General features: G+C 63.5%; 21 protein-coding genes, 4 tRNA genes and 1 pseudogene. 15 read left to right on the top strand and 11 right to left on the bottom strand.

All coding sequences use genetic code 11. The features are described from left to right. Positions 1-6: 6 nt before the first annotated feature. The 7 genes from ACZ9C1_RS09660 to folD all read right to left on the bottom strand — a co-directional run bounded on the left by ACZ9C1_RS09660 (position 7) and on the right by folD (position 6,439). On the bottom strand, positions 7-825 hold the full coding sequence (locus ACZ9C1_RS09660; RefSeq protein ID WP_277504997.1) for an ABC transporter ATP-binding protein: 819 nt from the start codon (positions 823-825) through the stop codon (positions 7-9). Positions 826-829: 4 nt separating this feature from the next. Then, complete coding sequence (locus tag ACZ9C1_RS09655) at positions 830-1,543, bottom strand: ABC transporter permease (RefSeq protein ID WP_102683230.1); 714 nt, start codon at positions 1,541-1,543, stop codon at positions 830-832. After that, positions 1,540-2,247 (bottom strand): ABC transporter permease, encoded by a 708-nt coding sequence (locus tag ACZ9C1_RS09650; protein ID WP_111533021.1) that lies wholly within the window; start codon positions 2,245-2,247, stop codon positions 1,540-1,542. Before ACZ9C1_RS09650 ends, ACZ9C1_RS09655 begins: the two co-directional genes overlap by 4 nt. A 97-nt stretch (positions 2,248-2,344) precedes the next feature. Then, complete coding sequence (locus ACZ9C1_RS09645) at positions 2,345-3,127, bottom strand: ABC transporter substrate-binding protein (RefSeq protein ID WP_476253915.1); 783 nt, start codon at positions 3,125-3,127, stop codon at positions 2,345-2,347. 249 nt (positions 3,128-3,376) lie between these two features. Beyond that, a complete protein-coding gene (locus ACZ9C1_RS09640) occupies positions 3,377-4,423 on the bottom strand; it encodes an ornithine cyclodeaminase (protein ID WP_457378690.1) in 1,047 nt (348 codons plus the stop codon). A gap of 19 nt (positions 4,424-4,442) precedes the next feature. Further along, a complete protein-coding gene (gene ctlX, locus ACZ9C1_RS09635) occupies positions 4,443-5,360 on the bottom strand; it encodes a citrulline utilization hydrolase CtlX (RefSeq protein ID WP_102683234.1) in 918 nt (305 codons plus the stop codon). Between the two features lie 224 nt (positions 5,361-5,584). After that, positions 5,585-6,439, bottom strand: a complete 855-nt coding sequence (folD, locus tag ACZ9C1_RS09630) for a bifunctional methylenetetrahydrofolate dehydrogenase/methenyltetrahydrofolate cyclohydrolase FolD (RefSeq protein WP_023629744.1) — start codon at positions 6,437-6,439, stop codon at positions 5,585-5,587. Between the two features lie 255 nt (positions 6,440-6,694). Between folD and ACZ9C1_RS09625 the strand changes: the two genes are divergently transcribed. The 11 genes and pseudogenes from ACZ9C1_RS09625 to ACZ9C1_RS09575 all read left to right on the top strand — a co-directional run bounded on the left by ACZ9C1_RS09625 (position 6,695) and on the right by ACZ9C1_RS09575 (position 16,291). Further along, a tRNA-Arg gene (locus ACZ9C1_RS09625) sits at positions 6,695-6,771 on the top strand. Between the two features lie 35 nt (positions 6,772-6,806). Further along, a tRNA-His gene (locus ACZ9C1_RS09620) sits at positions 6,807-6,882 on the top strand. 57 nt (positions 6,883-6,939) lie between these two features. Further along, positions 6,940-7,024 (top strand) — tRNA-Leu (locus ACZ9C1_RS09615). Positions 7,025-7,060: 36 nt separating this feature from the next. Next, a tRNA-His gene (locus tag ACZ9C1_RS09610) sits at positions 7,061-7,136 on the top strand. Between the two features lie 151 nt (positions 7,137-7,287). Next, positions 7,288-7,587 (top strand): DUF6388 family protein, encoded by a 300-nt coding sequence (locus ACZ9C1_RS09605; protein WP_046854887.1) that lies wholly within the window; start codon positions 7,288-7,290, stop codon positions 7,585-7,587. 248 nt (positions 7,588-7,835) lie between these two features. Next, positions 7,836-9,149 carry a trigger factor gene (gene tig, locus ACZ9C1_RS09600; protein WP_277504990.1) on the top strand — a complete coding sequence of 438 codons (1,314 nt, stop codon included), beginning with the start codon at positions 7,836-7,838 and terminating at the stop codon, positions 9,147-9,149. 91 nt (positions 9,150-9,240) lie between these two features. Beyond that, positions 9,241-9,882, top strand: a complete 642-nt coding sequence (gene clpP / locus ACZ9C1_RS09595; protein WP_023629742.1) for an ATP-dependent Clp endopeptidase proteolytic subunit ClpP — start codon at positions 9,241-9,243, stop codon at positions 9,880-9,882. A 108-nt stretch (positions 9,883-9,990) separates the two neighbouring features. Beyond that, entirely contained in the window at positions 9,991-11,274 is a 1,284-nt protein-coding gene (clpX, locus tag ACZ9C1_RS09590) for an ATP-dependent Clp protease ATP-binding subunit ClpX (protein WP_031314790.1), read from the top strand. 153 nt (positions 11,275-11,427) lie between these two features. Next, on the top strand, positions 11,428-13,824 hold the full coding sequence (lon, locus tag ACZ9C1_RS09585; RefSeq protein ID WP_102683237.1) for an endopeptidase La: 2,397 nt from the start codon (positions 11,428-11,430) through the stop codon (positions 13,822-13,824). A 153-nt stretch (positions 13,825-13,977) separates the two neighbouring features. Further along, on the top strand, positions 13,978-14,250 hold the full coding sequence (locus ACZ9C1_RS09580; protein ID WP_023629739.1) for an HU family DNA-binding protein: 273 nt from the start codon (positions 13,978-13,980) through the stop codon (positions 14,248-14,250). A gap of 180 nt (positions 14,251-14,430) precedes the next feature. Then, a pseudogene (locus tag ACZ9C1_RS09575) lies at positions 14,431-16,291 on the top strand (SurA N-terminal domain-containing protein). A gap of 119 nt (positions 16,292-16,410) precedes the next feature. Here the strand turns inward: ACZ9C1_RS09575 and ACZ9C1_RS09570 are convergent. Further along, positions 16,411-17,454, bottom strand: coding sequence for a patatin-like phospholipase family protein (locus tag ACZ9C1_RS09570; protein WP_102683239.1), 1,044 nt, complete (start codon positions 17,452-17,454; stop codon positions 16,411-16,413). Between the two features lie 156 nt (positions 17,455-17,610). On the opposite strand from ACZ9C1_RS09570, the gene ACZ9C1_RS09565 reads away from it, so the two are divergent. The 3 genes from ACZ9C1_RS09565 (at position 17,611) to ACZ9C1_RS09555 (ending at position 19,552) form a co-directional block, all read left to right on the top strand. Continuing rightward, positions 17,611-17,889 (top strand): hypothetical protein, encoded by a 279-nt coding sequence (locus ACZ9C1_RS09565; protein WP_102683240.1) that lies wholly within the window; start codon positions 17,611-17,613, stop codon positions 17,887-17,889. Positions 17,890-17,903: 14 nt separating this feature from the next. Then, positions 17,904-18,671 carry a CHAD domain-containing protein gene (locus ACZ9C1_RS09560; RefSeq protein ID WP_277504985.1) on the top strand — a complete coding sequence of 256 codons (768 nt, stop codon included), beginning with the start codon at positions 17,904-17,906 and terminating at the stop codon, positions 18,669-18,671. 83 nt (positions 18,672-18,754) lie between these two features. Beyond that, positions 18,755-19,552, top strand: coding sequence for an acyl-CoA thioesterase (locus tag ACZ9C1_RS09555; RefSeq protein ID WP_476253914.1), 798 nt, complete (start codon positions 18,755-18,757; stop codon positions 19,550-19,552). Between the two features lie 91 nt (positions 19,553-19,643). Here ACZ9C1_RS09555 and ACZ9C1_RS09550 read toward each other — a convergent pair whose 3' ends face one another. From ACZ9C1_RS09550 to ACZ9C1_RS09540, 3 genes are all read right to left on the bottom strand, one after another. After that, positions 19,644-20,012 (bottom strand): Mpo1-like protein, encoded by a 369-nt coding sequence (locus ACZ9C1_RS09550; RefSeq protein WP_110700949.1) that lies wholly within the window; start codon positions 20,010-20,012, stop codon positions 19,644-19,646. A 91-nt stretch (positions 20,013-20,103) separates the two neighbouring features. Further along, a complete protein-coding gene (locus tag ACZ9C1_RS09545) occupies positions 20,104-21,582 on the bottom strand; it encodes a methyl-accepting chemotaxis protein (protein ID WP_476253913.1) in 1,479 nt (492 codons plus the stop codon). Between the two features lie 86 nt (positions 21,583-21,668). Then, a complete protein-coding gene (locus ACZ9C1_RS09540) occupies positions 21,669-22,475 on the bottom strand; it encodes a TatD family hydrolase (protein WP_102683245.1) in 807 nt (268 codons plus the stop codon). A gap of 158 nt (positions 22,476-22,633) precedes the next feature. Between ACZ9C1_RS09540 and ACZ9C1_RS09535 the strand changes: the two genes are divergently transcribed. Beyond that, a complete protein-coding gene (locus ACZ9C1_RS09535) occupies positions 22,634-24,040 on the top strand; it encodes an MltF family protein (RefSeq protein ID WP_476253912.1) in 1,407 nt (468 codons plus the stop codon). Positions 24,041-24,064: the final 24 nt, after the last annotated feature.

The raw sequence follows: 24,064 nt of genomic DNA, 5'->3' as shown, positions 1-24,064 counted from the left end.
TTGACTTCACTTGAGGCGGTTGGAGAGGAACTGCCGCAGGCGCTCGCTCTGTGGCCGGTCGAGGATCTCGGCGCTGCCGCTTTCCTCGACCAGGCCCTGGTGCAGGAACAGCACCTGGCTCGATACCTGGCGGGCAAACCCCATTTCATGAGTGACCATGAGCATGGTACGTCCTTCCTCGGCGAGCGTCTGTATCACCTTGAGCACTTCGCCGACCAATTCCGGGTCGAGTGCCGAGGTGGGCTCGTCGAACAGGATGATTTCCGGCTCCATGGCCAGCGCCCGGGCGATGGCCACGCGCTGTTGCTGGCCGCCGGAGAGAAACGCCGGATACTGCTCGGCGGCGCGGGCCGGCAGGCCGACCTTGTCCAGGTACTTGCGCGCCCGCGCCTCGGCTTCACCGGCACTGATCCCCAGCACCTTGCGCGGCGCCAGGCAGATGTTCTCAAGCACGGTCAGGTGGCTCCACAGGTTGAAGTGCTGGAACACCATGGCCAGGCGTGTGCGCAGGTTCTGCAGTTGGGCCGGCGGCGGGGTGCGGGTGCCGGGGTGGATCTCCAGGGTCTGGCCGTCGAGGGTGATGCTGCCGGCGTTGGGCTGCTCGAGAAAGTTGATGCAGCGCAGGAAGGTGCTCTTGCCCGAGCCGCTGGCGCCGATCAGGCTGATCACATCGCCCTTGCGCGCCTGCAGCGAGACGCCCTTGAGCACCTGGTGCTCGCCGTAGTGCTTGTGCAGCCCCTCGACGCTGAGCTTGATCGCGCCGGCATGGGCGTGTGCCTTCGGGGCCTGGGCGAAGGTGGAAAGTGGCAGTGCGGTAGCAGTCATGTTTTCAGCCTCGGGCAGGGTCAAGGAAGCGCATCCAGCGCCGTTCGGCCACGCGGAACAGGCCGACCAGGGCGAAGGACAGCAGCATGTACAGCAAGGCGGCCACGCCGAAGGCCTGGAAGGTCAGGAAGGTTGCGGCGTTGGCGTCGCGGGCCACCTTGAGGATGTCGGCGACGGTGGCGGTGAAGGCCAGCGAGGTGGCATGCAACATCAGGATCAGTTCGTTGCTGTAAGCCGGCAGCGAGCGGCGCAGGGCGGCGGGCAGCACCAGGAACAGGTTGAGCTTCCAGCCACGCAGGCCATAGGCCTGGGCCGCCTCCAGCTCGCCAGCGGGCAGATTGCGGATGGCGCCGGCGAAGATTTCCACGGTGTAGGCGCAGGTGTTGAGCACGAACGCTAGCAAGGTGCAGTTGAGCGCGTTGCGGAAAAACTGGTCGAGCAGGGCGTGGTCGCGCACCACCTGCAGGCTGTAGAGCCCGGTGTAGCAGATCAGCAGCTGGATATAGAGCGGCGTGCCGCGGAACACGAAGGTGTACAGCTGCACCGGCAGGCGCAGCCAGGCATGATGCGAGGTGCGCGCCAAGGCCAGTGGCAGCGACAAGGCGAAGCCCAGCACCATGCTGGCCAGGAACAGCCAGAGAGTCATGGCCAGGCCCGAGAGGCCGGTGCCATCGTTGTAGAGATAGGCCAGGCCGTATTCCTGAAGGAGTTCGATCATCGCGCCAGCTCCTTGATGCCGGTGTTGTAGCGCCGCTCGAGGTGCTTGAGCAGGCGGTTGGACAAGGTGGTGATGACCAGGTAGACCAGGCCCGCCAGGCACAGGAAGAACAGCATGTCATTGGTGGTCTTGCCGGCGTTCTGCGCGGCCTTGACCAGGTCGGCCAGGCCGATGATCGACACCAGTGCGGTGGACTTGAGCAACACCAGCCAGTTGTTGCCCAGCCCCGGCAGGGCGAAGCGCATCAGCTGCGGGAACAGCACCAGCCGAAACCGCTGCGTCCTGCTCAGGCCATAGGCGGTGGCGGCCTCCAGCTGTCCGGCGGGTACGCTGAGGATGGCGCCGCGGAAGTTCTCGGTGAAGTAGGCGCCGTAGATGAAGCCCAAGGTGACTACCCCGGCGCTGAACGGGTCGATTTCGACATAGTCCCAGCCCAGCATCTCGGTCAGGTCGTTGAGCCAGATTTGCATGCTGTAGAAGATCAGCAGGATCAGCACGAGGTCGGGAACGCTGCGGATCAGCGTGGTGTAGAGGGTGGCCGGGAGGCGCAGCAGCCTTGATCGCGACAGCTTGGCGCTGGCGCCGATCAGGCCCAGTGCGAGGCTGAGCGCCAGTGACAGCAGGGCCAGCTTGAGGGTCATCCAGGTGCCCTGGGCCAGCAGCGGGCCGAAGCCTTGCAGGCCGTGGGAGAGGAAGTCGTTCATGGCAGGGATCTCGCGGGGAGGCCGTCGCGGGGCAAGCCTGCTTCCAAGCAGAGGTGAGCCCGTGGGAGCGGGCTTGCCCCGCGATCGGCGCTGTAGGTCACTCGTTGTAGATGTCCACGTCGCCGACGTATTTCTTCTGGATCTCGGCGTAGGTGCCGTCGGCATGGATCATGGCGATGCCCTTGTCGAGCAGGGCCTTGAGTTCGGGATCGCTCTTGCGCAGGCCCATGGCGATGTCCAGCGGCAAGGTCGGGTCCTTGATCGCCGGGCCGCTCCTGAAGTCGGCGCCTTCGGGCTTGGAGAGGAAGTTGAGCTGGGCTTCGAGCTTGTCGGTGACGGTGGCGTCGAGGCGGCCATTGATCAGGTCGGCGTAGTTCTGGTCCTGGCTCTGGTAGGCCTTGACCTGCGCGCCCTGCGGCGCCAGCACGGTGCGGGCGTAGGCTTCCTGCAGCGAACCCTGGAGCACGCCGACCTGCTTGCCCTTGAGCGATTCGGTGGTGTCGCCGAAGTCGGCTGACTTGCGCACGATCACCGAGGTGGGGCTGAGGAACAGGCGGCTGGTGAAGTCGATCTGCTTCAGGCGTGCCGGAGTGACGGCCATGGAGGACATGATGGCGTCGAACTTGCGGGCGCGCAGAGCCGGGATCATGCCGTCGAACTCGTTGTGCACCCAGGTGCACTTGACCTGCAGCTTGGCGCAGATGGCGTTGCCCAGGTCGATGTCGAAGCCTTGCAGGCTGCCATCGGCGGCAACGGATTCGAAAGGTGGGTATTCGGGGAAGACGCCGAAGCGGATCTCGGTCCACTCCTTGGCCTGGGCAAAGCTGGTGGCACACAACGAGAACAGCAGCACGCCGAGGCGTTTTCGCATGGAGAACATGGTCTTGGGTCCCTGGGTGTTGTTATTGGTAGTAGGGCGGTTGATGCGCGTAGGTCCGTCCGTGACTCATGGGTCGCGCTCAGGATGCGCGAGATAGACAGGTTTTTTGTGTCGTTTGCCAGCGCGTGGGAGGCCGGATTCGGTTGTTAGTGGGCTACTTGCAGCCGAAACGGCTGTTACGACAAAGATTTATGGATGTGCGACAGCCGTTTCGGTCAATGGGGCCGCCAGGCGGCCCCGCGTGTTCGGTCAGGCAGCACTGGCCTTGCGCTCACGCCCTTTTGGCTGCAGCAAGGCAAACAGGTCCTTCGGGTTCTCGAGTTCAGGCACCAGCGCAATGTCATGCCCGATGTCCAGGGTGCGGGCCACGTCGAGCACATAGCGCAGCGCCGAGTAGTCCTCCAGGGCGAAGCCGACCGAGTCGAACAACGTGACCTGCCCGGCGTTCTCGCGGCCTGCGGCGCTGCCCTCGACCACCTGCCAGAACTCGGTGGTCGGCGAGTCGGCCGGCATCTGCTGGATCTCGCCCTCGATCCGGCTCTGCGGTTCGTACTCGACGATCACTCGGGCACGCTCGACGATGTCGCGGTGCAGTTCGGTCTTGCCCGGGCAGTCGCCGCCCACGGCATTGAGGTGCATGCCCGGCTCGATCAGCTCCGGGGTGAGAATGGTGGCGTAGGCCTTGTCGGCGGTGACCGTGGTGACGATATCGGCGCCGCGTACCGCCTCGGCCACGCTGCCGGCGATGGTCAGCTTCAGTTGCGGGTAGCCGGCCAGGTTGGCTGCCAGTTTCTCCGAAGCCTTGCGGTCAATGTCGAACAGGCGGATCTCCTCGATGCCCAGCAGGGTGTGGAAGGCGATGGCCTGGAACTCGCTTTGCGAGCCGTTGCCGACCAGCGCCATGCGCTTGCTGTCCGGACGCGCCAGGTAGCGGGCGGCCAGGGCCGAGGTGGCGGCGGTACGGATGGCGGTGGTCAGGGTCATCTCGCTGAGCAGCACTGGCGCGCCGGTATCGACATCGCCCAGGGCGCCGAAGGCCATCACGGTGAGCAGGCCGTTGTGGGTGTTCTTCGGGTGGCCGTTGACGTACTTGAAGGCGTACAGGTTCGCGTCGGACACCGGCATCAGTTCGATCACCCCGTCCGGCGAGTGGTTGGCCAGGCGCGCGCATTTCTCGAAGTCGTGCCAGCGCAGGTAGTCCTGGCGGATGTACTCGGCCACCTCGGCCAGGCAGGTGGGCAGGCCCTTGCGGTTGACCAGGCGGGCGAGGTCATTTACGTCGATGTAGCGGGTCATGATGGTTCTCCTTGACGGGTCAGTGGCGCGAGGGCAGGTGGATTTCGGCGAGCATGCAGCGGGCGCTGCCGCCGCCTATACGTTCGATATGGTCGATGTTCACCACCAGCGGATGGCTGTGGCGTTCGACCTGGCGGCGCTGCTGCGCATCGAGCGAGCGCCAGGCGCTGCGCGACATCACCAGCAGCGAGCGGCCGTCGCGGTCGTGGACCTCGAGCATGTTGCCGGCGAAGTTCTCCAGCTGATCGAAGTTCAGCGCCAGCACCTGCTTGTCGGTGTCGCGCAGCGAATGTTCCAGTGCGCGGCGTTCGTCTGGGTGGGGCAGGGCATCGAGGCAGGCCACGGCGAGCTGGCGGCCGACATTCATCATCACGTTGCTGTGGTAGATCGGCGCCTGCTGGCGGTCCACCGCGTGGAACAGGCACAGGCGGTAGTCCAGGTGCTCGGCGAACTGGCGCAGGGCGCGTTCGTGGGTGCGCCCGGAGTGACAGGCGTAGCTGATGCGGTGCTCGCGGTCCAGGACCATGCTGCCGGTGCCTTCGAGGAACAGATTCTGCTGTTCCAGCGGGCTCAGGTCGACGGTGCGCTGGATGGCGAAGCGCTCGCTCAGCACGCCCAGTACGCCCTTGCTGCGTTCCAGGCGGCGGTTCTTGCCCTCCATCGGGTAGAGCACCAGGCTGCCGTCGGCATGGCTGCTCCAGCAGTTGTTGGGGAAGATCGAGTCAGGGGTATGGGGCTCTGGGGTGTCCTGCACCACCAGTACGTCGACGCCGTGCTGGCGCAGGCTGTCGACGTAGCCGTCGAACTCTTCCAGGGCCTTTGCGCTGGCGGTCTCAGGGTCCAGCGGCGCTTGCTGGAAGCGGTTGTTGGCGGCGGTGTCGGGGTTGAAGGCGAACCGCGCCGGGCGAATCATGAGGACGGTATTTGTTGTTTGCATTGGGCACGCATCCACAGGTGGGCTGTGTGACCATTGTGTGATGGTTTGCGGTGAGATCCCGGCTGAAGCGGGCGGGGCGGGCAGCGGGTCCAGCTGAAATGGATTGTTTGGCAGCGGAATCGGCTGGTGTCACGGAAAAAGGTCGCCGCTCCCACAAGGATGAACTGTACAACTGAAAACGGCGCCTCGAAGGGCGCCGTTTTCTTTATTGCCGGAACACCGTATTACTTGTGCAGCTCTTCAGCCGCATACAGGGTGTTCTCCAGCAGGCATGCCCGGGTCATCGGACCCACGCCGCCCGGCACCGGGGTGATCCAGCCGGCGCGGGGCAGGGCGGTCTCGTAGACCACGTCGCCGACCAGCTTGCCGTCTTCCTGGCGGTTGATGCCGACATCGATGACGATGGCGCCTTCCTTGACCCACTCACCCTTGACCAGCCCCGGCTTGCCGGCAGCCACCACCACCAGGTCGGCACGGCCGACATGGCCGGGCAGGTCCTTGGTGAAACGGTGGCAGACGGTGACGGTGCAGCCGGCCAGCAGCAGCTCCATGGCCATCGGTCGGCCGACGATGTTGGATGCGCCGACGATCACCGCGTTCATGCCGTACAGATCCTGTCCGGTGCTGTGCAGCAGGGTCATGATGCCTTTCGGGGTGCACGGACGCAGCAGCGGGATGCGCTGGGCCAGGCGGCCGATGTTGTAGGGGTGGAAACCGTCCACGTCCTTGTCCGGGCGGATGCGCTCGAGCAGCAGCGAGGCGTCCAGATGCTCCGGCAGCGGCAGTTGCAGGAGAATGCCGTCGACTGCCGGGTCGTCGTTGAGCCGGTCGATCAGATCGGCCAGGGCTTGCTGCGTGGTATCGCTGGGCAGGTCGAACGCCTGGGAAATGAAGCCGACCTCTTCACAGTCCTTGCGCTTGTGCGAGACATAGACTTGGGAGGCCGGGTCGCTGCCGACCAGGATCACCGCCAGGCCTGGCGTGCGCAGGCCCTGCTGGCGGCGCTCGGCGACACGTTGGGCGATCTGCTGGCGCAGGTTGGCGGCGATCGCCTTGCCATCGATAAGGTGTGCAGTCATAGACGCGTGATTAACCATCGAGAAGGGAACATATATAAGAAGGGCACATTCTCGCACGACATGGCCCAAGGGCAAAGGCGGGTGGTCGGGCAAATCCCCTAACCCCTTCAATAATTTAAATTTTTTTGCGAAAGGTGTTGACGCCCCTCAGGGTCGCCTATAAGATTCGCCGCACTTGTCGGGCACTGCCTGGCACGGGTTGGCAAAGTCGAGCAGGGCAAGTGGTTCGCTTGTTCGGTTTGGCTGGAAGCTTAAGCGCCCGTAGCTCAGCTGGATAGAGCATCCGCCTTCTAAGCGGATGGTCGCAGGTTCGAGTCCTGCCGGGTGCGCCATTTAGGCTCGGGCAAGTAAGCAGTAACGCGTTATGGTGGGCGTAGCTCAGTTGGTAGAGCGCCGGATTGTGATTCCGGTTGTCGTGGGTTCGATTCCCATCGTCCACCCCAGATTTTTCAGGGGCGCCTCGATTGAATGATCCGGCGCCCTTGTTCTAAGCGTTTCATGCGGACGTGGTGAAATTGGTAGACACACTGGATTTAGGTTCCAGCGGCGCAAGCTGTAAGAGTTCGAGTCTCTTCGTCCGCACCATGTTTCTGTAAGGCTGTACCGCAACACTGCATTATGGTGGGCGTAGCTCAGTTGGTAGAGCGCCGGATTGTGATTCCGGTTGTCGTGGGTTCGATTCCCATCGTCCACCCCATATTTTCAGAAGGCGCCCGGATCGAATGATCGGGCGCCTTTTTTGTTTCTGCCATCCGGTGCCTGTGGCTACTGGTGGTCAGGCGATAAAAGCTGTTAGATTTCAGCCGGTTGAATGCCTGGCTGAACAGACTGGCAGAGGAGTAGCGCAAATGATTGCAAAAGAGGCGCGCCAGGCCCTGGCGCTGCAGCGTTTTGCCGAGGCAAATCCGCAGTTGCTCGAAGAAATCCGTGAGCTGGATGCCCGTGAGCAGGCCCAGCAGATCGAATGGGCGTTCGAGGATGCAGCCCAGGAGCAGGGCGTCCAGCCTTGGGAGTACGCGTTGCAGTTGATCGCCGAGTCGCCGGAGCAGTTGCAGGCCATGCGCCTGGAAGTGCACCGCGAGGTGGCCGAGGCGTTGGGCCTGGCTTGGGAAGAATACTGCCAGTTCAACGAGATCGAGCCGCAATAAAACTGGCGATCGCCCAGGCTGTTGTTTGTTTGACAAGGTTTTACAACTGCGCGGCATTCGAGGTGGCGCGCGGTCGTTATATGAATAGGCTCGACGCCCCGTCGTGCGGGCCTTCCAGGGAAATCGACCGGTGTGTTTCGCCGACAATCCGGGTGGGGTGACTTCTGGTGCGCGAGTCACTAGAATGTTTGCCCTTGATTCTGGAGTCGGGTTATCGCCGGCTAACGTCTGTGCAACGAGGAATATCCATGCAAGTTTCTGTTGAAAACACTTCCGCTCTCGAGCGCCGCATGACCATCGCCGTTCCGGCCGAGCGCGTCGAGAACGAAGTCAACAAGCGTCTGCAGCAGACTGCCAAGCGCGCCAAGATCGCGGGCTTCCGCCCGGGCAAGGTGCCAATGAGCGTGATCCGCCAGCGTTTCGAGGCCGATGCCCGTCAGGAAGCCTTCGGTGACCTGGTCCAGGCTTCCTTCTACGAAGCCATCGTCGAGCAGAAGCTGAACCCGGCCGGCGCTCCTGCCGTCGAGCCAAAATCGTTCGAAAAAGGCAAGGACCTCGAGTTCGTCGCCATCTTCGAAGTCTTCCCTGAGTTCACCGTTGCCGGTTTCGACTCGATCGCTGTCGAGCGCCTGAGCGCCGAAGTGGCTGACGCCGACCTGGACAACATGCTGGAAGTCCTGCGCAAGCAGAACACCCGCTTCGAGGCTGTCGAGCGCGCCGCGCAGAACGACGACCAGGTCAACATCGACTTCGTCGGCAAGATCGACGGTGAAGCCTTCGCCGGTGGTTCGGCCAAGGGCACCCAGCTGGTACTGGGCTCCGGCCGCATGATCCCGGGCTTCGAAGAAGGTCTGGTTGGCGCCAAGGCTGGCGAAGAGCGCGTGGTCAACGTGACCTTCCCAGAGGACTACCAGAACCTGGACCTGGCAGGCAAGGCCGCCGAGTTCACCATTACCGTCAACAGCGTTTCGGCTCCTGTGCTGCCAGAACTGAACGAAGCCTTCTTCGCCCAGTTCGGCATCAAGGAATCGACCCTGGAAGGCTTCCGCGCCGAAGTTCGCAAGAACATGGAGCGTGAACTGCGCCAGGCCATCAAGACCAAGGTCAAGAACCAGGTCATGGACGGTCTGCTGGCCGCCAACCCGGTCGACGTGCCGAAAGCCCTGCTGGAAAACGAAGTCAACCGTCTGCGCGTGCAGGCCGTTCAGCAGTTCGGTGGCAACATCAAGCCTGAGCAGCTGCCAGCCGAGATGTTCGAAGAGCAGGCCAAGCGCCGCGTGGTCCTGGGCCTGATCGTTGCCGAAGTGGTCAAGCAGTTCGACCTGAAGCCGGACGAAACCAAGGTTCGCGAAGTCATCGAAGAGATGGCCTCGGCCTACCAGGAGCCTGAGCAGGTCATCGCCTGGTACTACAAGAACGACCAGCAACTGAACGAAGTGCGTTCGGTTGTACTGGAAGAACAAGTTGTAGATACTGTCCTGCAGAAAGCGACTGTGACCGACAAATCGGTCTCGTACGAAGAAGCTGTGAAGCCAGCCCAGGCAGCTGCCGACGCTGAGTAACAGGCTACTCTCGTAGGAAACCCCCACAAGCCAGCCTTCGCGCTGGCTTGTGCGTATTCAAGCCATGACTATTTGGGAGTGAGTGCAGGACATGTCCCGCAATTCTTATATTCAGCAGAGCTCTGACATCCAGGCCGCGGGCGGCCTGGTCCCGATGGTTATCGAGCAGTCCGCCCGTGGCGAACGCGCCTACGACATCTATTCGCGCCTCCTGAAGGAGCGCGTGATCTTCCTGGTCGGCCCTGTAGAGGACTACATGGCCAACCTGGTAGTGGCGCAACTGCTGTTCCTTGAGGCGGAAAACCCGGACAAGGATATCCATCTTTACATCAACTCCCCAGGCGGCTCCGTGACAGCTGGCATGTCGATCTACGACACCATGCAGTTCATCAAGCCGGACGTCTCGACCATCTGTATCGGCCAGGCCTGCAGCATGGGCGCCTTCCTGCTCGCGGCTGGTGCCGCCGGCAAGCGCCACTGCCTGCCCAACTCGCGGGTGATGATTCACCAGCCGCTGGGCGGCTTCCAGGGCCAGGCGACCGATATCGAGATCCACGCCCAGGAAATCCTCAACATCAAGGCGCGCCTGAACGAGCTGCTGGCCCATCACACCGGCCAGCCGCTGGAAACCATCAAGCGCGACACCGAGCGTGACAACTTCATGAGCGCTGCGCGCGCGGCCGAGTACGGCCTGATCGACTCGGTCTACGACAAGCGGCAACTGGCATCCTGAAGCAATGCGCCAGAGCGGGTGGGTGCAGATTGCGCCTACCCGCGGACTTGAAAAAGCCAGCGATTGCCTTCATCTTGTGTTTCAAGCCTACCGGATTGGATCGATCGAATGACTGACACCCGTAACGGCGAGGACAACGGCAAATTGCTCTATTGCTCCTTCTGCGGCAAAAGCCAGCACGAAGTGCGCAAGTTGATTGCCGGCCCCTCGGTATTTATCTGCGACGAGTGCGTCGACCTGTGCAACGACATCATCCGTGAGGAGGTGCAGGAAGCCCAGGCCGAGAGCAACGCGCACAAGCTACCCTCGCCGAAAGAAATCAGCGGTATCCTGGACCAGTACGTCATTGGTCAGGAACGCGCGAAAAAGGTGCTGGCGGTAGCGGTGTACAACCACTACAAGCGCCTGAACCAGCGTGACAAGAAGGGCGACGAAGTCGAACTGGGCAAGAGCAACATCCTGCTGATCGGGCCGACCGGCTCGGGCAAGACGCTGCTGGCCGAGACACTCGCGCGCCTGCTGAACGTACCGTTCACCATTGCCGACGCCACCACCCTGACCGAAGCCGGTTATGTCGGTGAGGACGTCGAGAACATCATTCAGAAACTGCTGCAGAAGTGCGACTACGACGTGGAAAAGGCCCAGATGGGCATTGTCTACATCGACGAGATCGACAAGATCTCGCGCAAGTCGGACAACCCGTCCATCACCCGTGACGTCTCGGGCGAGGGCGTGCAGCAGGCGCTGTTGAAGCTGATCGAGGGCACCGTTGCCTCGGTGCCGCCGCAAGGCGGTCGCAAGCACCCGCAACAGGAGTTCCTGCAGGTTGATACCCGCAACATCCTGTTCATCTGCGGTGGCGCGTTCTCTGGCCTGGAAAAGGTCATCCAGAACCGCTCCACCAAGGGCGGCATCGGCTTCAGTGCCGAAGTGCGCAGCAAGGAAGAGGGCAAGAAGGTCGGCGAGTCGCTGCGTGAGGTCGAGCCGGACGATCTGGTCAAGTTCGGCCTGATTCCGGAGTTCGTCGGCCGTCTGCCGGTTCTGGCGACGCTGGACGAGCTGGATGAGGCTGCGCTGATGCAGATCCTTACCGAGCCGAAGAACGCGCTGACCAAGCAATACGCCAAGCTGTTCGAGATGGAAAGCGTCGACCTCGAGTTCCGCAGCGATGCGCTCAAGGCCGTTGCCCGCAAGGCGCTGGAGCGCAAGACCGGCGCCCGTGGCCTGCGTTCGATCCTCGAGGGCGTGCTGCTCGACACCATGTACGAGATTCCTTCGCAGAAGGATGTCAGCAAGGTGGTGATCGACGAAAGCGTTATCGAAGGCTCTTCGCAGCCGCTGCTGATCTACGAGAACAGCGAGCCGCAAGCCAAGGCCGCTCCCGACGCCTGATCGGGAACGGGGTAGCAACAGGAAGGGGCCTTTTTGGCCCCTTTTTGCATTTCATGGCCTGGGCGCTTGTAATTTCCCAGGGCTGCCCCCACATTAGCCCCAAGCACCATTTCCAACGGTTTCCGGCCACATGGCCGCTGTAGAGGCGAAATCATGAAGACCACCCTCGACTTGCCTCTTTTGCCATTGCGCGACGTAGTCGTCTATCCGCACATGGTCATCCCACTGTTCGTGGGGCGTGAGAAGTCCATCGAGGCCCTCGAGGCCGCGATGACGGGCGAGAAGCAGATCCTCCTGCTGGCCCAGAAGAATCCTGCCGACGACGATCCGGGTGAAGACGCCCTGTATCGCGTGGGCACTGTCGCCACCGTGCTGCAACTGCTCAAGCTGCCCGATGGCACCGTCAAGGTGCTGGTCGAGGGTGAGCAGCGTGGTGCTGTCGAGCGCTTCAATGAAGTCGATGGCCATATCCGCGCCGAAGTCAGCCTGATCGACGAAGTCGAGACCGCCGAGCGCGAGTCCGAGGTCTTCGTGCGCACCCTGCTGTCTCAGTTCGAGCAATACGTGCAACTGGGCAAGAAAGTCCCGGCCGAAGTGTTGTCCTCGCTCAACAGCATCGAGGAGCCTGGGCGCCTGGTCGATACCATGGCCGCGCACATGGCGTTGAAGATCGAGCAGAAGCAGGAAATCCTCGAGATCGTCGACCTGCAGGCGCGTGTCGAACACGTGCTGGCGCTGCTCGATGCCGAGATCGACCTGCTGCAGGTCGAGAAACGCATTCGCGGTCGCGTGAAGAAGCAGATGGAGCGCAGCCAGCGCGAGTACTACCTGAATGAGCAGATGAAGGCCATTCAGAAGGAGCTTGGCGATGGCGACGAAGGCCACAACGAAGTCGAGGAGCTGAAGAAGCGCATCGACGCCGCAGGCTTGCCCAAGGACGCCCTGGCCAAGGCCCAGGCCGAGCTGAACAAGCTCAAGCAGATGTCGCCGATGTCGGCTGAAGCTACCGTGGTGCGCTCGTACCTCGACTGGCTGGTGCAGGTGCCATGGAAAGCCCAGAGCAAGGTGCGCCTGGACCTGACCAAGGCCGAGGAGATCCTCGACGCGGACCACTACGGTCTGGAAGAGGTCAAGGAACGCATCCTCGAGTACCTCGCCGTGCAGAAGCGGGTGAAGAAGATCCGTGGCCCGGTGCTGTGCCTGGTCGGGCCACCTGGCGTGGGCAAGACCTCGCTGGCCGAGTCGATCGCCGCCGCCACCAATCGCAAGTTCGTGCGCATGGCGTTGGGCGGCGTGCGTGACGAGGCCGAGATCCGTGGCCACCGTCGTACCTACATCGGCTCGATGCCCGGTCGTCTGATTCAGAAAATGACCAAGGTCGGTGTACGCAACCCGCTGTTCCTGCTCGACGAGATCGACAAGATGGGCAGCGACATGCGCGGTGACCCGGCCTCGGCGTTGCTGGAGGTGCTCGACCCCGAGCAGAACCACAACTTCAACGATCACTACCTGGAGGTCGACTACGACCTCTCGGACGTGATGTTCCTGTGCACCTCGAACTCGATGAACATCCCGCCGGCGCTGCTTGATCGCATGGAAGTCATCCGCCTGCCGGGCTACACCGAGGACGAAAAGATCAACATCGCGGTCAAGTACCTGGTGCCCAAGCAGGTCAAGGCCAACGGTTTGAAGAAGGATGAGCTGGAGGTCGACGTTTCGGCCATTCGCGACATCATTCGCTACTACACCCGCGAGGCCGGCGTGCGTGGCCTGGAGCGCCAGATCGCCAAGGTCTGCCGCAAAGTGGTCAAGGAGCACACCGGTGCCAAGCAGGTGAAGGTCAAGGTAACCGGCGAGCAGCTCGAGCAGTTGCTGGGCGTGCGCAAGTTCCGCTACGGCCTGGCCGAGCAGCAGGATCAAATCGGCCAGGTCACGGGCCTGGCCTGGACTCAGGTGGGTGGTGAGCTGCTGACCATCGAGGCGGTGGTTATTCCCGGCAAGGGGCAATTGATCAAGACCGGTTCGCTCGGCGACGTCATGGTCGAGTCGATCACCGCCGCGCAGACGGTGGTGCGCAGCCGCGCTCAAAGCCTGGGGATCGCTGCAGACTTCCACGAGAAGCGCGACGTTCACATCCACATGCCCGAAGGTGCCACGCCCAAGGATGGCCCTAGCGCCGGTATCGGCATGTGCACTGCGCTGGTGTCGGCCCTGACCCAGATCCCGGTTCGCGCCGATGTGGCGATGACCGGTGAGATCACCTTGCGTGGCCAGGTCCTGGCCATTGGCGGGCTCAAGGAAAAACTCCTGGCGGCACACCGTGGCGGGATCAAGACGGTGATCATTCCGGAAGAGAATGTTCGCGACTTGAAGGAGATTCCGGAAAACATCAAACAGGATCTTCAGATCAAACCGGTCAAATGGATTGACGAAGTCCTCCAAATTGCGCTGCAATACGCCCCGGAGCCCTTGCCAGATGTGGCTCCGGAGATTGTCGCGAAAGATGAGAAGCGCGACGGCGATGCTAAGGAAAGAATCAGCACGCACTAGTACGTATTTCGCTGGGGGGCTTTGGTTGACAGCATTTTCGGCCCCTTGCTATAAAGCGGCACGCCAGTGTCAACAGGCCACCCAGCGCTCGTTTCATAAGCTTTTCATTACATACTTAGAAACAAACTCAATAGAGAAATAAGGGGACTTAGAGTGAACAAGTCGGAACTGATTGACGCTATCGCCGCATCCGCTGACATCCCGAAAGCTGTAGCCGGCCGTGCGCTGGACGCAGTGATCGAATCCGTTCAAGGCGCCCTGAAAGCCGGTGACGATGTTGTCCTGGTTGGCTTCGGCACCTTCTCGGTCAAGGAGCGCGCTGAGCGCACCGGCCGTAACCCGCAAACCGGCAAGGCGATCAAGATCGCTGCCGCCAAGGTTCCTGGCTTCAAAGCTGGCAAGGGCCTGAAAGACGCCGTCAACTAAGTCGTCTTTCAGCCGGCCCGGGCGTCGCCAGGGCCGACCGCGTGACGGCGGGTCGCAAACGTTCCCGCTGGCACGCTCGCTTCGAAAAGGCGCATCCACTGGATGCGCCTTTCTTCTATCAGGATTCTACCCACGCTCCGCGGTTGTCGACGCAGTGGTACAGCCGTTTCTGGGGGACGCATGCTGCAGAATATCAGGGACAATTCACAAGGTTGGATTGCCAAGACCATCATCGGCCTCATCGTCGTACTGATGGCGTTGACCGGTTTCGAGGCCATTTTCCAGGCCGCCAGCCATAGCCAGGACGCCGCCAAGGTGAACGGCCAGACCATCAGCCAGAACGAGCTGAGCCAGGCCGTGGACATGCAGCGCCGCCAGCTGATGCAACAGTTGGGCAAGGATTTCGACCCTGCGCTGCTGGACGAGAAGATGCTGCGCGAAGCCGCGCTCAAGGGGCTGATCGATCGCAAGCTGCTGTTGCAGGGTGCCGAAGATGCCAAGTTCGCTTTTTCCGAGGCCGCGCTGGATCAGCTGATCCTGCAGACGCCTGAATTCCAGGTCGATGGCAAGTTCAGCGCCGAGCGCTTTGATTCGGTCATCCGCCAGATGGGCTATGGCCGCATGCAGTTCCGCGAGATGCTCGCCCAGGAAATGCTCATCGGCCAACTGCGCACCGGCCTTGCCGGCAGCAGCTTCGTCACCGACAAGCAGGTCGAGGCCTTCGCCCGCCTCGAGAAGCAGACCCGTGATTTCGCTTCGCAGACCTTCAAGGCCGATCCGGCTGCGGTCAAGGTGAGCGATGACGAGGTCAAGGCGCACTACGACCAGCACGCCAAGGAATTCATGACCCCGGATCAAGTGGTCATCGATTACCTCGAGCTGAAGAAGTCGGCCTTCTTCGATCAGGTCAAGGTCGACGAGGGCGAGCTCAAGGCCCTTGTACGAGAAGGAAATCGCCAATCTGGGCGAGCAGCGCCATGCCGCGCACATTCTGATCGAGGTCAACGACAAGACCGACGATGCCAAGGCCAAGGCCCGCATCGAAGAGATCCAGCAGCGCCTGGGCAATGGCGAGGACTTCGCCAAACTGGCCAAGGAATTCTCCCAGGATCCAGGCTCGGCCAGCACCGGTGGTGACCTCGGCTTCGCCGGCCCTGGTGTGTACGACCCGGCCTTCGAGGACGCGCTGTACAAGCTGAACAAGGACCAGGTATCGGTACCCGTGCGCACAGAGTTCGGCTACCACCTGATCAAGCTGCTGGGCGTGCAGGCGCCGGACGTACCGAGCTTCGCCAGCCTGAAGGACAAACTGACCCACGAGCTGAAGACCCAGCAGGTGGAGCAGCGCTTCGTCGAGGCCACCAAGCAGCTCGAAGACACCGCCTTCGAAGCTTCCGACCTGGCCCAGCCGGCCCAGGACCTGGGCCTGAAGGTACACACCTCTGCCGCCTTCGGTCGCGAGGGTGGTGAAGGCATCACTGCCAACCGTGCGGTGATCCAGGCCGCGTTCAGCGAGCAGGTGCTCGAAGAGGGCGCCAACAGCAACGCCATCGAACTCGACCCGGAAACCGTGGTGGTTGTGCGCGTCAAGGAGCACCGCAAGCCCGAGCAGCTGCCGTTGGAGGCCGTGGCCAAGAACATCAACGAGCACCTGGCCAAGGAGAAGGCGATTGCCGAACTCAAGGCCAAGGCCGACAAACTGATCGCCGGCCTGCGGGATGGCTCGGTCAAGGCCGAAGGTCAGGGCTGGAAGCTCCATGAAGCGGTCACCCGTGGCCAGGATGGCATCGACCCGGCCGAGCTGCAGGCGGTGTTCCGCCTCGGCAAGCCAGCGGCCAAGGACAAGCCAGTCTACGGCAGCGTGGTGCTGGGCGATGGCAGCCTGGTGGTCCTGCAACTGAAGGGCGTCAACGAAGGTGCTGCCGCCACCGATGACGAGAAGGCGCAGATCCGTCGCTATCTCGCATCGCGTGCCGGTTCGCAGGACTTCGCGGCCTATCGCAAGCTGCTTGAAGGCAGTGCCGACATCACCCGCTACTGAGTCGTGTGCTGATCGCGAAACAGGCCGCTTATGCGGCCTGTTTCGTTTCTGGCTTTGGTTCATCGCGGGGCAAGCCCGCTCCTGCATGACGACCTGCGGCAGGTGTGCACGGACTTGTTTCAGGGGCGCCGGATTCCCTCATGGTTGTCCAGCGTGTCCCGGGCGATCTCCCGCCCCAGGGCGATCAGCTCCGGCGCCTTGTAGAACTCGAAGAACCGGCACACCCGCTTGGGTACGTTGATCAGTACATCCGGCGGATACCCGGCGATCTTGTACTGCGCCAACGACGTCTGCATCACTTCGAAACTCTGGTTGATCAGGTCCAGCAAGGACGCGGGGCCGACGTTGTCGACGATGAACGAGCCAGTGGCCGACTTGGGCGCGCCTTCGCTCTGTGGCGCCGCCGCCGGCTGCTGGCCCTGCGGTTCGGCGCTCTCGCCCAGCCAGGGGTTGGATGAGGCCAGCCCTTCGGCGACGATCTCCTGCTCCAGGCGGATCAGCTGTTCGGCCGGCTTGCGCCGGAACGGCAGGCGCGACCCCAGCGAGCTGATCAAGGCGTCGAAACGCATCTTGAACGCCGCCGGGCGCTCGATCACCGGCAACTGATACTGCTTCTGGTTGGTGGCGTTGAGGTTGACGGCGATGATCAGGTCGCAGTGGCTGGACACCACCGGGACGATCGGCAACGGATTGAGAATACCGCCATCGACCAGCATGCGATTACCTTGCACCACCGGGGTGAACAGGCTGGGAATGGCCGCCGAGGCGCGCATGGCCTGGTGCAAGCAGCCCTCCTGGAACCATATTTCCTGCTGGTTGGTCAGGTCGGTGGCGACCGCTGTGTAGGGAATGCGCAATTGCTCGATGTTGATTTCACCGACGATCTTGCGGATCTGCCCGAACACCTTGTCGCCACGAATGGCGCCCAGGCGAAAGCTGACATCGACCAGGCGCAGCACGTCGAGGTAGTCCAGGCTCTCGATCCAGCTGCGGTACTCGTCGAGCTTGCCGGCGGCGTAGATGCCGCCGATCACCGCGCCCATGGAGCAACCGGCGATGCACGCGATCTCGTAGCCGCGGCGTTCGATCTCCTCGATCACACCGATGTGCGCGTACCCTCGGGCCCCGCCGGAGCCCAGCACCAACGCCACGCGTTTGCCCATGATTTTTCCCCCCGTGCCTGTGCAACCATGGTCCAACAATGCACCCATGCCGCCTGTGCTTCAATGTAGTCCGTGCTGGACTACGCTGAGCAGGGCACTTTTTGTTTGCTTTGCCGTCGAACGGCCACTTCAGTTTCCACCCTCGAGGTATTACCGATGAAAGCCTGGATCACCCTTCCTCTGATTGCCCTGGCCTTGGCCGGCTGCGCGGGCAAGACGGCCTACCGTGACAGTTGCGCGACCCAGCTCGATGCCGCCTGGAAGGAACTTGACCTGGCCAAGGCCGAAGGCTTTGCCGGCACCGTGAGCTATTCCAAGGCGTTGTCGCTGCTGACCGGTGCCAAGACCCAGCAGCAGTTCGAAGGCTTTGAAGGTTGTACCCACAAGGCCGAGAAAGCGCGTTTCTACATTCGTGAGTCCCGCGCCGGGCGTTGAGTGAGGAGCGTCACATGCCGAGCATGATCGACCATGTGGTTTCCAGGGTCCTGGCCCTGCAGGTGGGAATGCTGGCCTGTCGCGAGCGCCTCGCCGCCGATACCGACAGCGAGGCGCTGCACGACCTGCGCACCACCCTACGGCGGCTGCGCAGTTTGTTGCGGCCTTTGCGTGGCTTGCCGGGTGTCGAGCAGTTGGAGGAAGCGGCGGGGGCACTGGGCACGCTCACCACACCGTTGCGTGACCGTGAAGTGCTGGCCGCGCAACTGGTCGGGCGCGGTCATGTGCAGGCCGGCGAGCGCCGCCAGGAGGGGAGGGCACGGACCTTTGCCGGCGTCGCGTCCAGTGCCCAGCTTACTCGGGTGCTGGCAATCCTCGACGCCTTTCCGCTGTTTTTGCGTGCTGCCGACCGCGAAGGCTTGACGCAAGGCATGCGCAGGCGCATCGACAAGCGCCTCGAGAAGCAATGGCGCAAGCTGGCCAGGGCGCTGGACGACCCGGCCCATGATCGGCATCGTCTGCGCCTGCTGATCAAGCGCGTTCGCTATGGGGACGAGGCCTACCCCCAACTCGAGCATGCCGGCAAGGGGCTGCAGCGGCTGTTGAAAAAGGCGCAAGGCGATCTTGGCGACTGGCATGACCGCGTGCAGTGGTTGCTGCAGGTACATGAGCACAGCGACCTGGCGGGCTGCAAGGTGGCCTGGGAGCATGAGCTGCATGCTGCCGAGGGGCGCTCGGATCTGACCCTCGAGGCATTGCAAAAAGCCCTGGCGCGCCGTTAGTCCCGGCAAATGACCGAAATGCGGGCTGTGGCTGGCGTGATCGCTGGTTACTATCGGTTCTTTTCGCGCAGGAGCCCTGGCACATGAACTTCACAGAATTGCTGACAGCCGCACGCGCTCACCCCGAGGCGGTCAGCGTGCCGGCTGGCTGGGCCCAGGGCCGCGCGGTGTTCGGCGGCCTGATGGCGGCGATGGTGCACGAAGCGATGCGCCAGAAGCTCGGCGACAACCGCCCGGTGCGTTCGCTGGCCATCACCTTCGTCGGCCCGGCGGCGCCGGATGTGCCGATCAGCCTGGAGGTTGAGGTGCTGCGCGAGGGCAAGGCGGTCAGCACCTTGCTGGGACGCGCCGTGCAGGATGGCCAGGTGGTGACCCTGGTGCAGGGCAGTTTCGGTGCCGGTCGTCCTTCCGTGGTGGCGGTCGACGCGCCAGCCGCGATGCCGATGAAGCCGCTGCAGGAGGCGGCACCGGAGCTGCCCTTCATCAAGGGCATTACACCGGAATTCATGCAGCACGTGGCGTTTCGCTGGGCGGTGGGCGGCCTGCCGTTCAGTGGCAATGACTCACGGCATATGGGCGGTTGGGTACGCCTGCGTGATGTCGCCGAGGAGCCGGTCGGGGTGGCGCACCTGCTGGCGCTGGTCGATGCCTGGCCGCCCAGCCTGCTGCCATATCTCAAGCAGCCCGCCGCCGGTAGCACGCTGACCTGGACCATCGAGTTCGTGCAGCCAACGCCGCGGCTGTCGACCCTCGACTGGTGCCGCTATGTGGTCGAGACCGAGTATGCCCGTGATGGTTATGGGCATGCGGCCGCTGCGTTGTGGACGGCCGAAGGGGAGTTGCTGGCGTCGAGCCGGCAGACGGTGACCGTGTTCGCCTGAGCCATCTTCATCAAGTCAATCGCGGGGCAAGCCCGCTCCCACGGCGCTCAATGGCGCTTGTGGGAGCGGGCTTGCCCCGCGATGTTTTCGGTCAGTGGCGATGCTTGTGCCGCTCGCGCCAGGCCCGCCACCAGGCGCCGCTAAGCACGAAGCGCGGGAAGGTGATGAACTGCTCGGTGAGCAGCCGCTGCAGGGCATCCTGGCGATTGGCGAAAGGCTCGGGCTGCTCGGCTTCCAGGCGATGCCCATGGCGTTGCAGGCCCAACCCGGCGACCAACGCAATGACGCCCACGGCGATCTGCGACAGGTCCAGCGCGAACAGCCCCGACAGCACCAGCAGCGCGCCCAGGATGAACAGCGGCACTGCGATCAGATGCAGCACCAGGTTGGTGGGGTGGCGGTGATTGTGGTGGTAGCCGCGCCATTGCCAGGCGGGCAGGTTGGGCAGTCGTTTGCTCATGGACGGATCCTCAGGGGTCTGTCCAAAGCTTAGTGCGGCCCCCGCAGGGGGGCCAATCGAGGCTGGCTATGGTGACCATAGCCAGTGCTGGTCAAAGCTTGAGCTGGCCGATGGCCTTGTTCAGTTCGCCGGCGAGGGTCGCCAGTTCGCTGCTGGTGGTGGCCGAGCCCACGGTCTGCTGCACGGTCTCTTCGGTCACGTCGCGGATGCTGACGACGGCGCGGTTCATTTCCTCGGCCACTTGGCTCTGCTGCTCGGCGGCCACGGCGATCTGGGTGTTGCTTTCGCGCATCTGTGCCACCGCGCTGGTGATCTCGGCCAGGGCCTCGCCGGCTTCGCGCGCCTGCTTGACGCAATCGTCGGCCTTATACGAGCTTTCCTGCATGAAATCCACCGCGTCGCGGGTGCCGGCCTGCAGGTCGGCGACCATGCTGGTGATCTCGTCGGTGGAGGTCTGCACGCGCTTGGCCAGGTTGCGCACCTCGTCGGCGACCACGGCGAAGCCCCGGCCCAGGTCGCCGGCCCGGGCGGCCTCGATGGCGGCGTTGAGGGCAAGCAGGTTGGTCTGTTCGGCGATGCTGTGGATGACCCCCACCACGCCATTGATCTTCTGGCTGTCGTCGGCCAGCTGGCGGATCATTTCGGCGGTCTGCTGCACGCCACTGGACAGCCCGGCAATCGAATCCTGCACGCGGCTGACCACGGCCTGGCCGCTGCCGGCCAGGGTGTCGGCGGTCTGCGACAGGTCGCGGGTGGCGCCGGCGTGCTGGGCGATATGGTGCACCGTGGCGGTCATCTCGTTGATTGCGGTGGCCGCCTGGTCGGTCTCGCTCTGCTGGCCGATCATGCCGTGGCGCACCTCGTCCATGCTGCCGGCCAGGCGCGCGGCCCCCGAATCCAGCTGCGCGGCGGTGCGCGCGACGGTGCTGACCACGCGGTGGTAAGTGGTCTGCATGGCGTTGAAGGCACCGGCCATCTGCCCGACCTCGTCGCCGCAGGCCAGCGGCACCCGGGCCGAGAGGTCGCCAGTCTTCTCCACATGCAGCATCACATCCTTGAGGGTGTTGAGCTGGCTGAGCAGGAAGCGGATCAGCAACTGCGAGGCGCACAGCATCGCCAGCATCAGGATCAGCACGCACACGGCATAGTTGCTGAAGCGGTCGAAATAGACCTGACGCAGGCTAGGGGACTGGGCAAGCACGGCGATGTGCTGCTCGTCCCGGCGCAATACCTGGGCGCCGCGCAGCGGGTTGTCGCCGAGGATCCAGGCCCCGGGCAGATCGACCCAGCCTTGGGCATCGCGCAGGGCTTCGAGTGGTTCGCCGGCAAATTGCGGCGTCTGGCCGTTGCGCCAGGTGATCAGGTTGGCCTGCGTGGGCAGTGCCTGTCCGGCGGGCCAGGCTGCCAGCAGTTCGGCCTGGGCCTGCGCTTGCGCCCGGGCGCCGCTGGCGCGGGCTTGTTGCTCCAGGTGCACCGCGTAGAGCACCAGCATCAGCGTGGTGACGAAGGCCACTGCGTTGACGGCCCAGAACTTGTATTTGAGGGAAACGTTGCTAAGCCAGGCACCCATGGTAGGTCTTCTCTGAGTTGGCGGAAACATTATTGGCAAGGTGCCATCATTGTGCCCGCCAAGGCCAGAAGCCTCGTTGATATGCGTCAAGAAACCTCAGGCAGGCCGAAGAACGCGCGGGCGCAGGTGCTGGTATGGGCGGCGGTGTGCTCCACCGTTTCGCCGCGGTGCAGTGCCACCTCGCGCAGCACTTCGGGAAGGAACGCAGGCTCGTTGCGACCGTTCTTCGGCTTGGGCCTGAGGCTTCGGGGCAGCAGGTAGGGCGCGTCGCTTTCCAGCATCAGGCGGCCTTGCGGGATGCTGCCGACCAGTGGGTGCAGGTGGGTGCCGCGACGCTCGTCGCAGATCCAGCCGGTGATGCCGATATGCAGGTCCATGTCGAGGTAGGCGAACAGTGCCTGGCGTTCACCGGTGAAGCAGTGCACCACCGCCGCGCTCAGGTGGTCGCGGTAGCCTTTGAGGATCGCCAGCAGGCGTTCGCTGGCCTCGCGCTCGTGGAGGAACACCGGCAGGCGCAGCTCGACCGCCAGCGCCAGCTGCGCCTCCAGGGCCTTTTCCTGGGCGGGGCGTGGGGAGAAGTCGCGGTTGAAGTCCAGGCCGCATTCGCCCACGGCCACGACCCGTGGCTGAGCGAGCAGTTCGCGCAGCTGGCGTTCGCTGTCGGCGCTCCAGTGGCTGGCATCGTGGGGGTGCACGCCGGCAGTACCGAACAGACGCTGGCCGGGCTCGTCCAGGCGCTGGCACAGTTCCAGCGCCTCGGCGCTGACATCCAGGCTGGTGCCGGTGAGGACCATCTGTGCCACGCCGGCTTCCACGGCACGCTCGACGATAGCGGCCTGCTGGTCGCGGAAACTGCTGTTGGTCAGGTTGACGCCGATATCGATCAGTTGCATGGTGCTACCTCTTGCCGCGGGGCGGCCAGCATAGCAAAAACCCAGATATCGCGAAAAAGCCAAGAACTTCAAACGTTTGCCGTGGTCTGTTGCGGTCATTTATCACGGATCGATCACAGCGCATGGTGCCTGCCAACCGCCCTCGGACCCTTACCGCCATGGTGCGAACCTTTTTCACCAGCCTGTTGCTGTCCGGGTTGCTGGCCGCCGGGCCGGTCGCTGCCGGCGAGGCGGGGCCGCAGCAGCATGTGCCTGCCAGCCAGGCCCGTGACCTGACGCAGATCCGCTCGAGCAAGGTGCTGCGGGTGTTGGTCAACCAGAGCCGCAACAGCTCCGGCGAGGTAAAGGGTGAACCGGTCGGGATCGAGTACTACCGCCTGCGTGCCCTGGAGCATGCCCTCAATGCCCCGGTCGCCGACGGCCAGGAAATCACCCTGAAGATCATCCCCCGCGCCAAGGAACAGTTGCTTGGTGCGCTGCAGCGCGGCGAGGGCGATCTTGCCGCGCCCGGTGAACTGCTCGACCCCGGCGTGGTGCGCGGCGTCGATGCCAGCGCGCCAGTGCTCGACCAGGTTCCCTTGCAACTGGTCGGGCGCAAGGGCGAGCGCGGCTACAACCGTGCCGAACAGCTGTCCGGGCGCACCATCGCCCTGACCACCGCCAGTGCCGCAGGGCCGGCGATCGAGGCGATCAACCAGCAGTTGGCGCTGCGCAAGCGGGCACCGATCAAGGTGGAGTGGGTCGACCCGACGCTGGCGGTGGAGGATGTGCTGGAGATGGTCCAGGCGGGCATCTACCCGCTGACCGTGGTGGAGCGTCCCATCGCCCAGCGCTGGGCGCGGGTGATGCCGCGCCTGCGGGTCGACAGCAAGCTGCAGCTGGCTCCGCCCCAGGCCATGCGCTGGTATCTGCGCAAGGATGCGCCGATGTTGCGTGCGGCGGTGGACCGCTTCCTGGCCACCTACCGTGCGCCCGACAACCAGGACGCGGCGTTCGAGCGCATCTACCGGCGCCAGTACCGGGTGCATAACCCCTTGGCTCGCCAGGACCGCCAACGCTTGGCCGCGTTGCGCCCGGTGCTGCAGAAACATGGCGGCGACCAGCAGTTCGACTGGCTCAACCTGGCCGCCCTGGCGTTCAAGGAGTCCACCCTCGATCCCAAGGCGCGTGGCACCGGCGGTGCCCACGGGCTGATGCAGATCACGCCGTCGGCGGCCCAGCGGGTAGGCGTGAGCAACACCGCCACGGTGGATGGCAATGTCCAGGCCAGTGCCCGCTACCTGGCGCTGATCCGCCGCAAGTTCTTCGCCAGCCCCCAGCTCAACGAGCGCGAGCGCATGGCGTTCATCCTGGCCGCCTACAACCTCGGGCCGGAGCGGGTCCAGGCCATGCGCGCCGAAGCCCGGCGACGGGGACTCAATGGCAACCAGTGGTTCTTCCAGACCGAGCGTATCGCCATGGAGCAGGTGGGCATGGGGCCGGTGAGTTTCGTCAACAGCGTCAACAAGTACTACCTCGCGTTCAACCGCGAGCGTGCCTCCCTGGAGCGGGTGGCCAAGCGCTGATCAAATCAAATTATTCGATATTAA

Source organism: Pseudomonas sp. TE21435 (genome assembly GCF_056279265.1).
The sequence above is the reverse complement of the archived record's forward strand: the minus strand, read 5'-3'. Positions and strand labels throughout refer to the sequence as shown.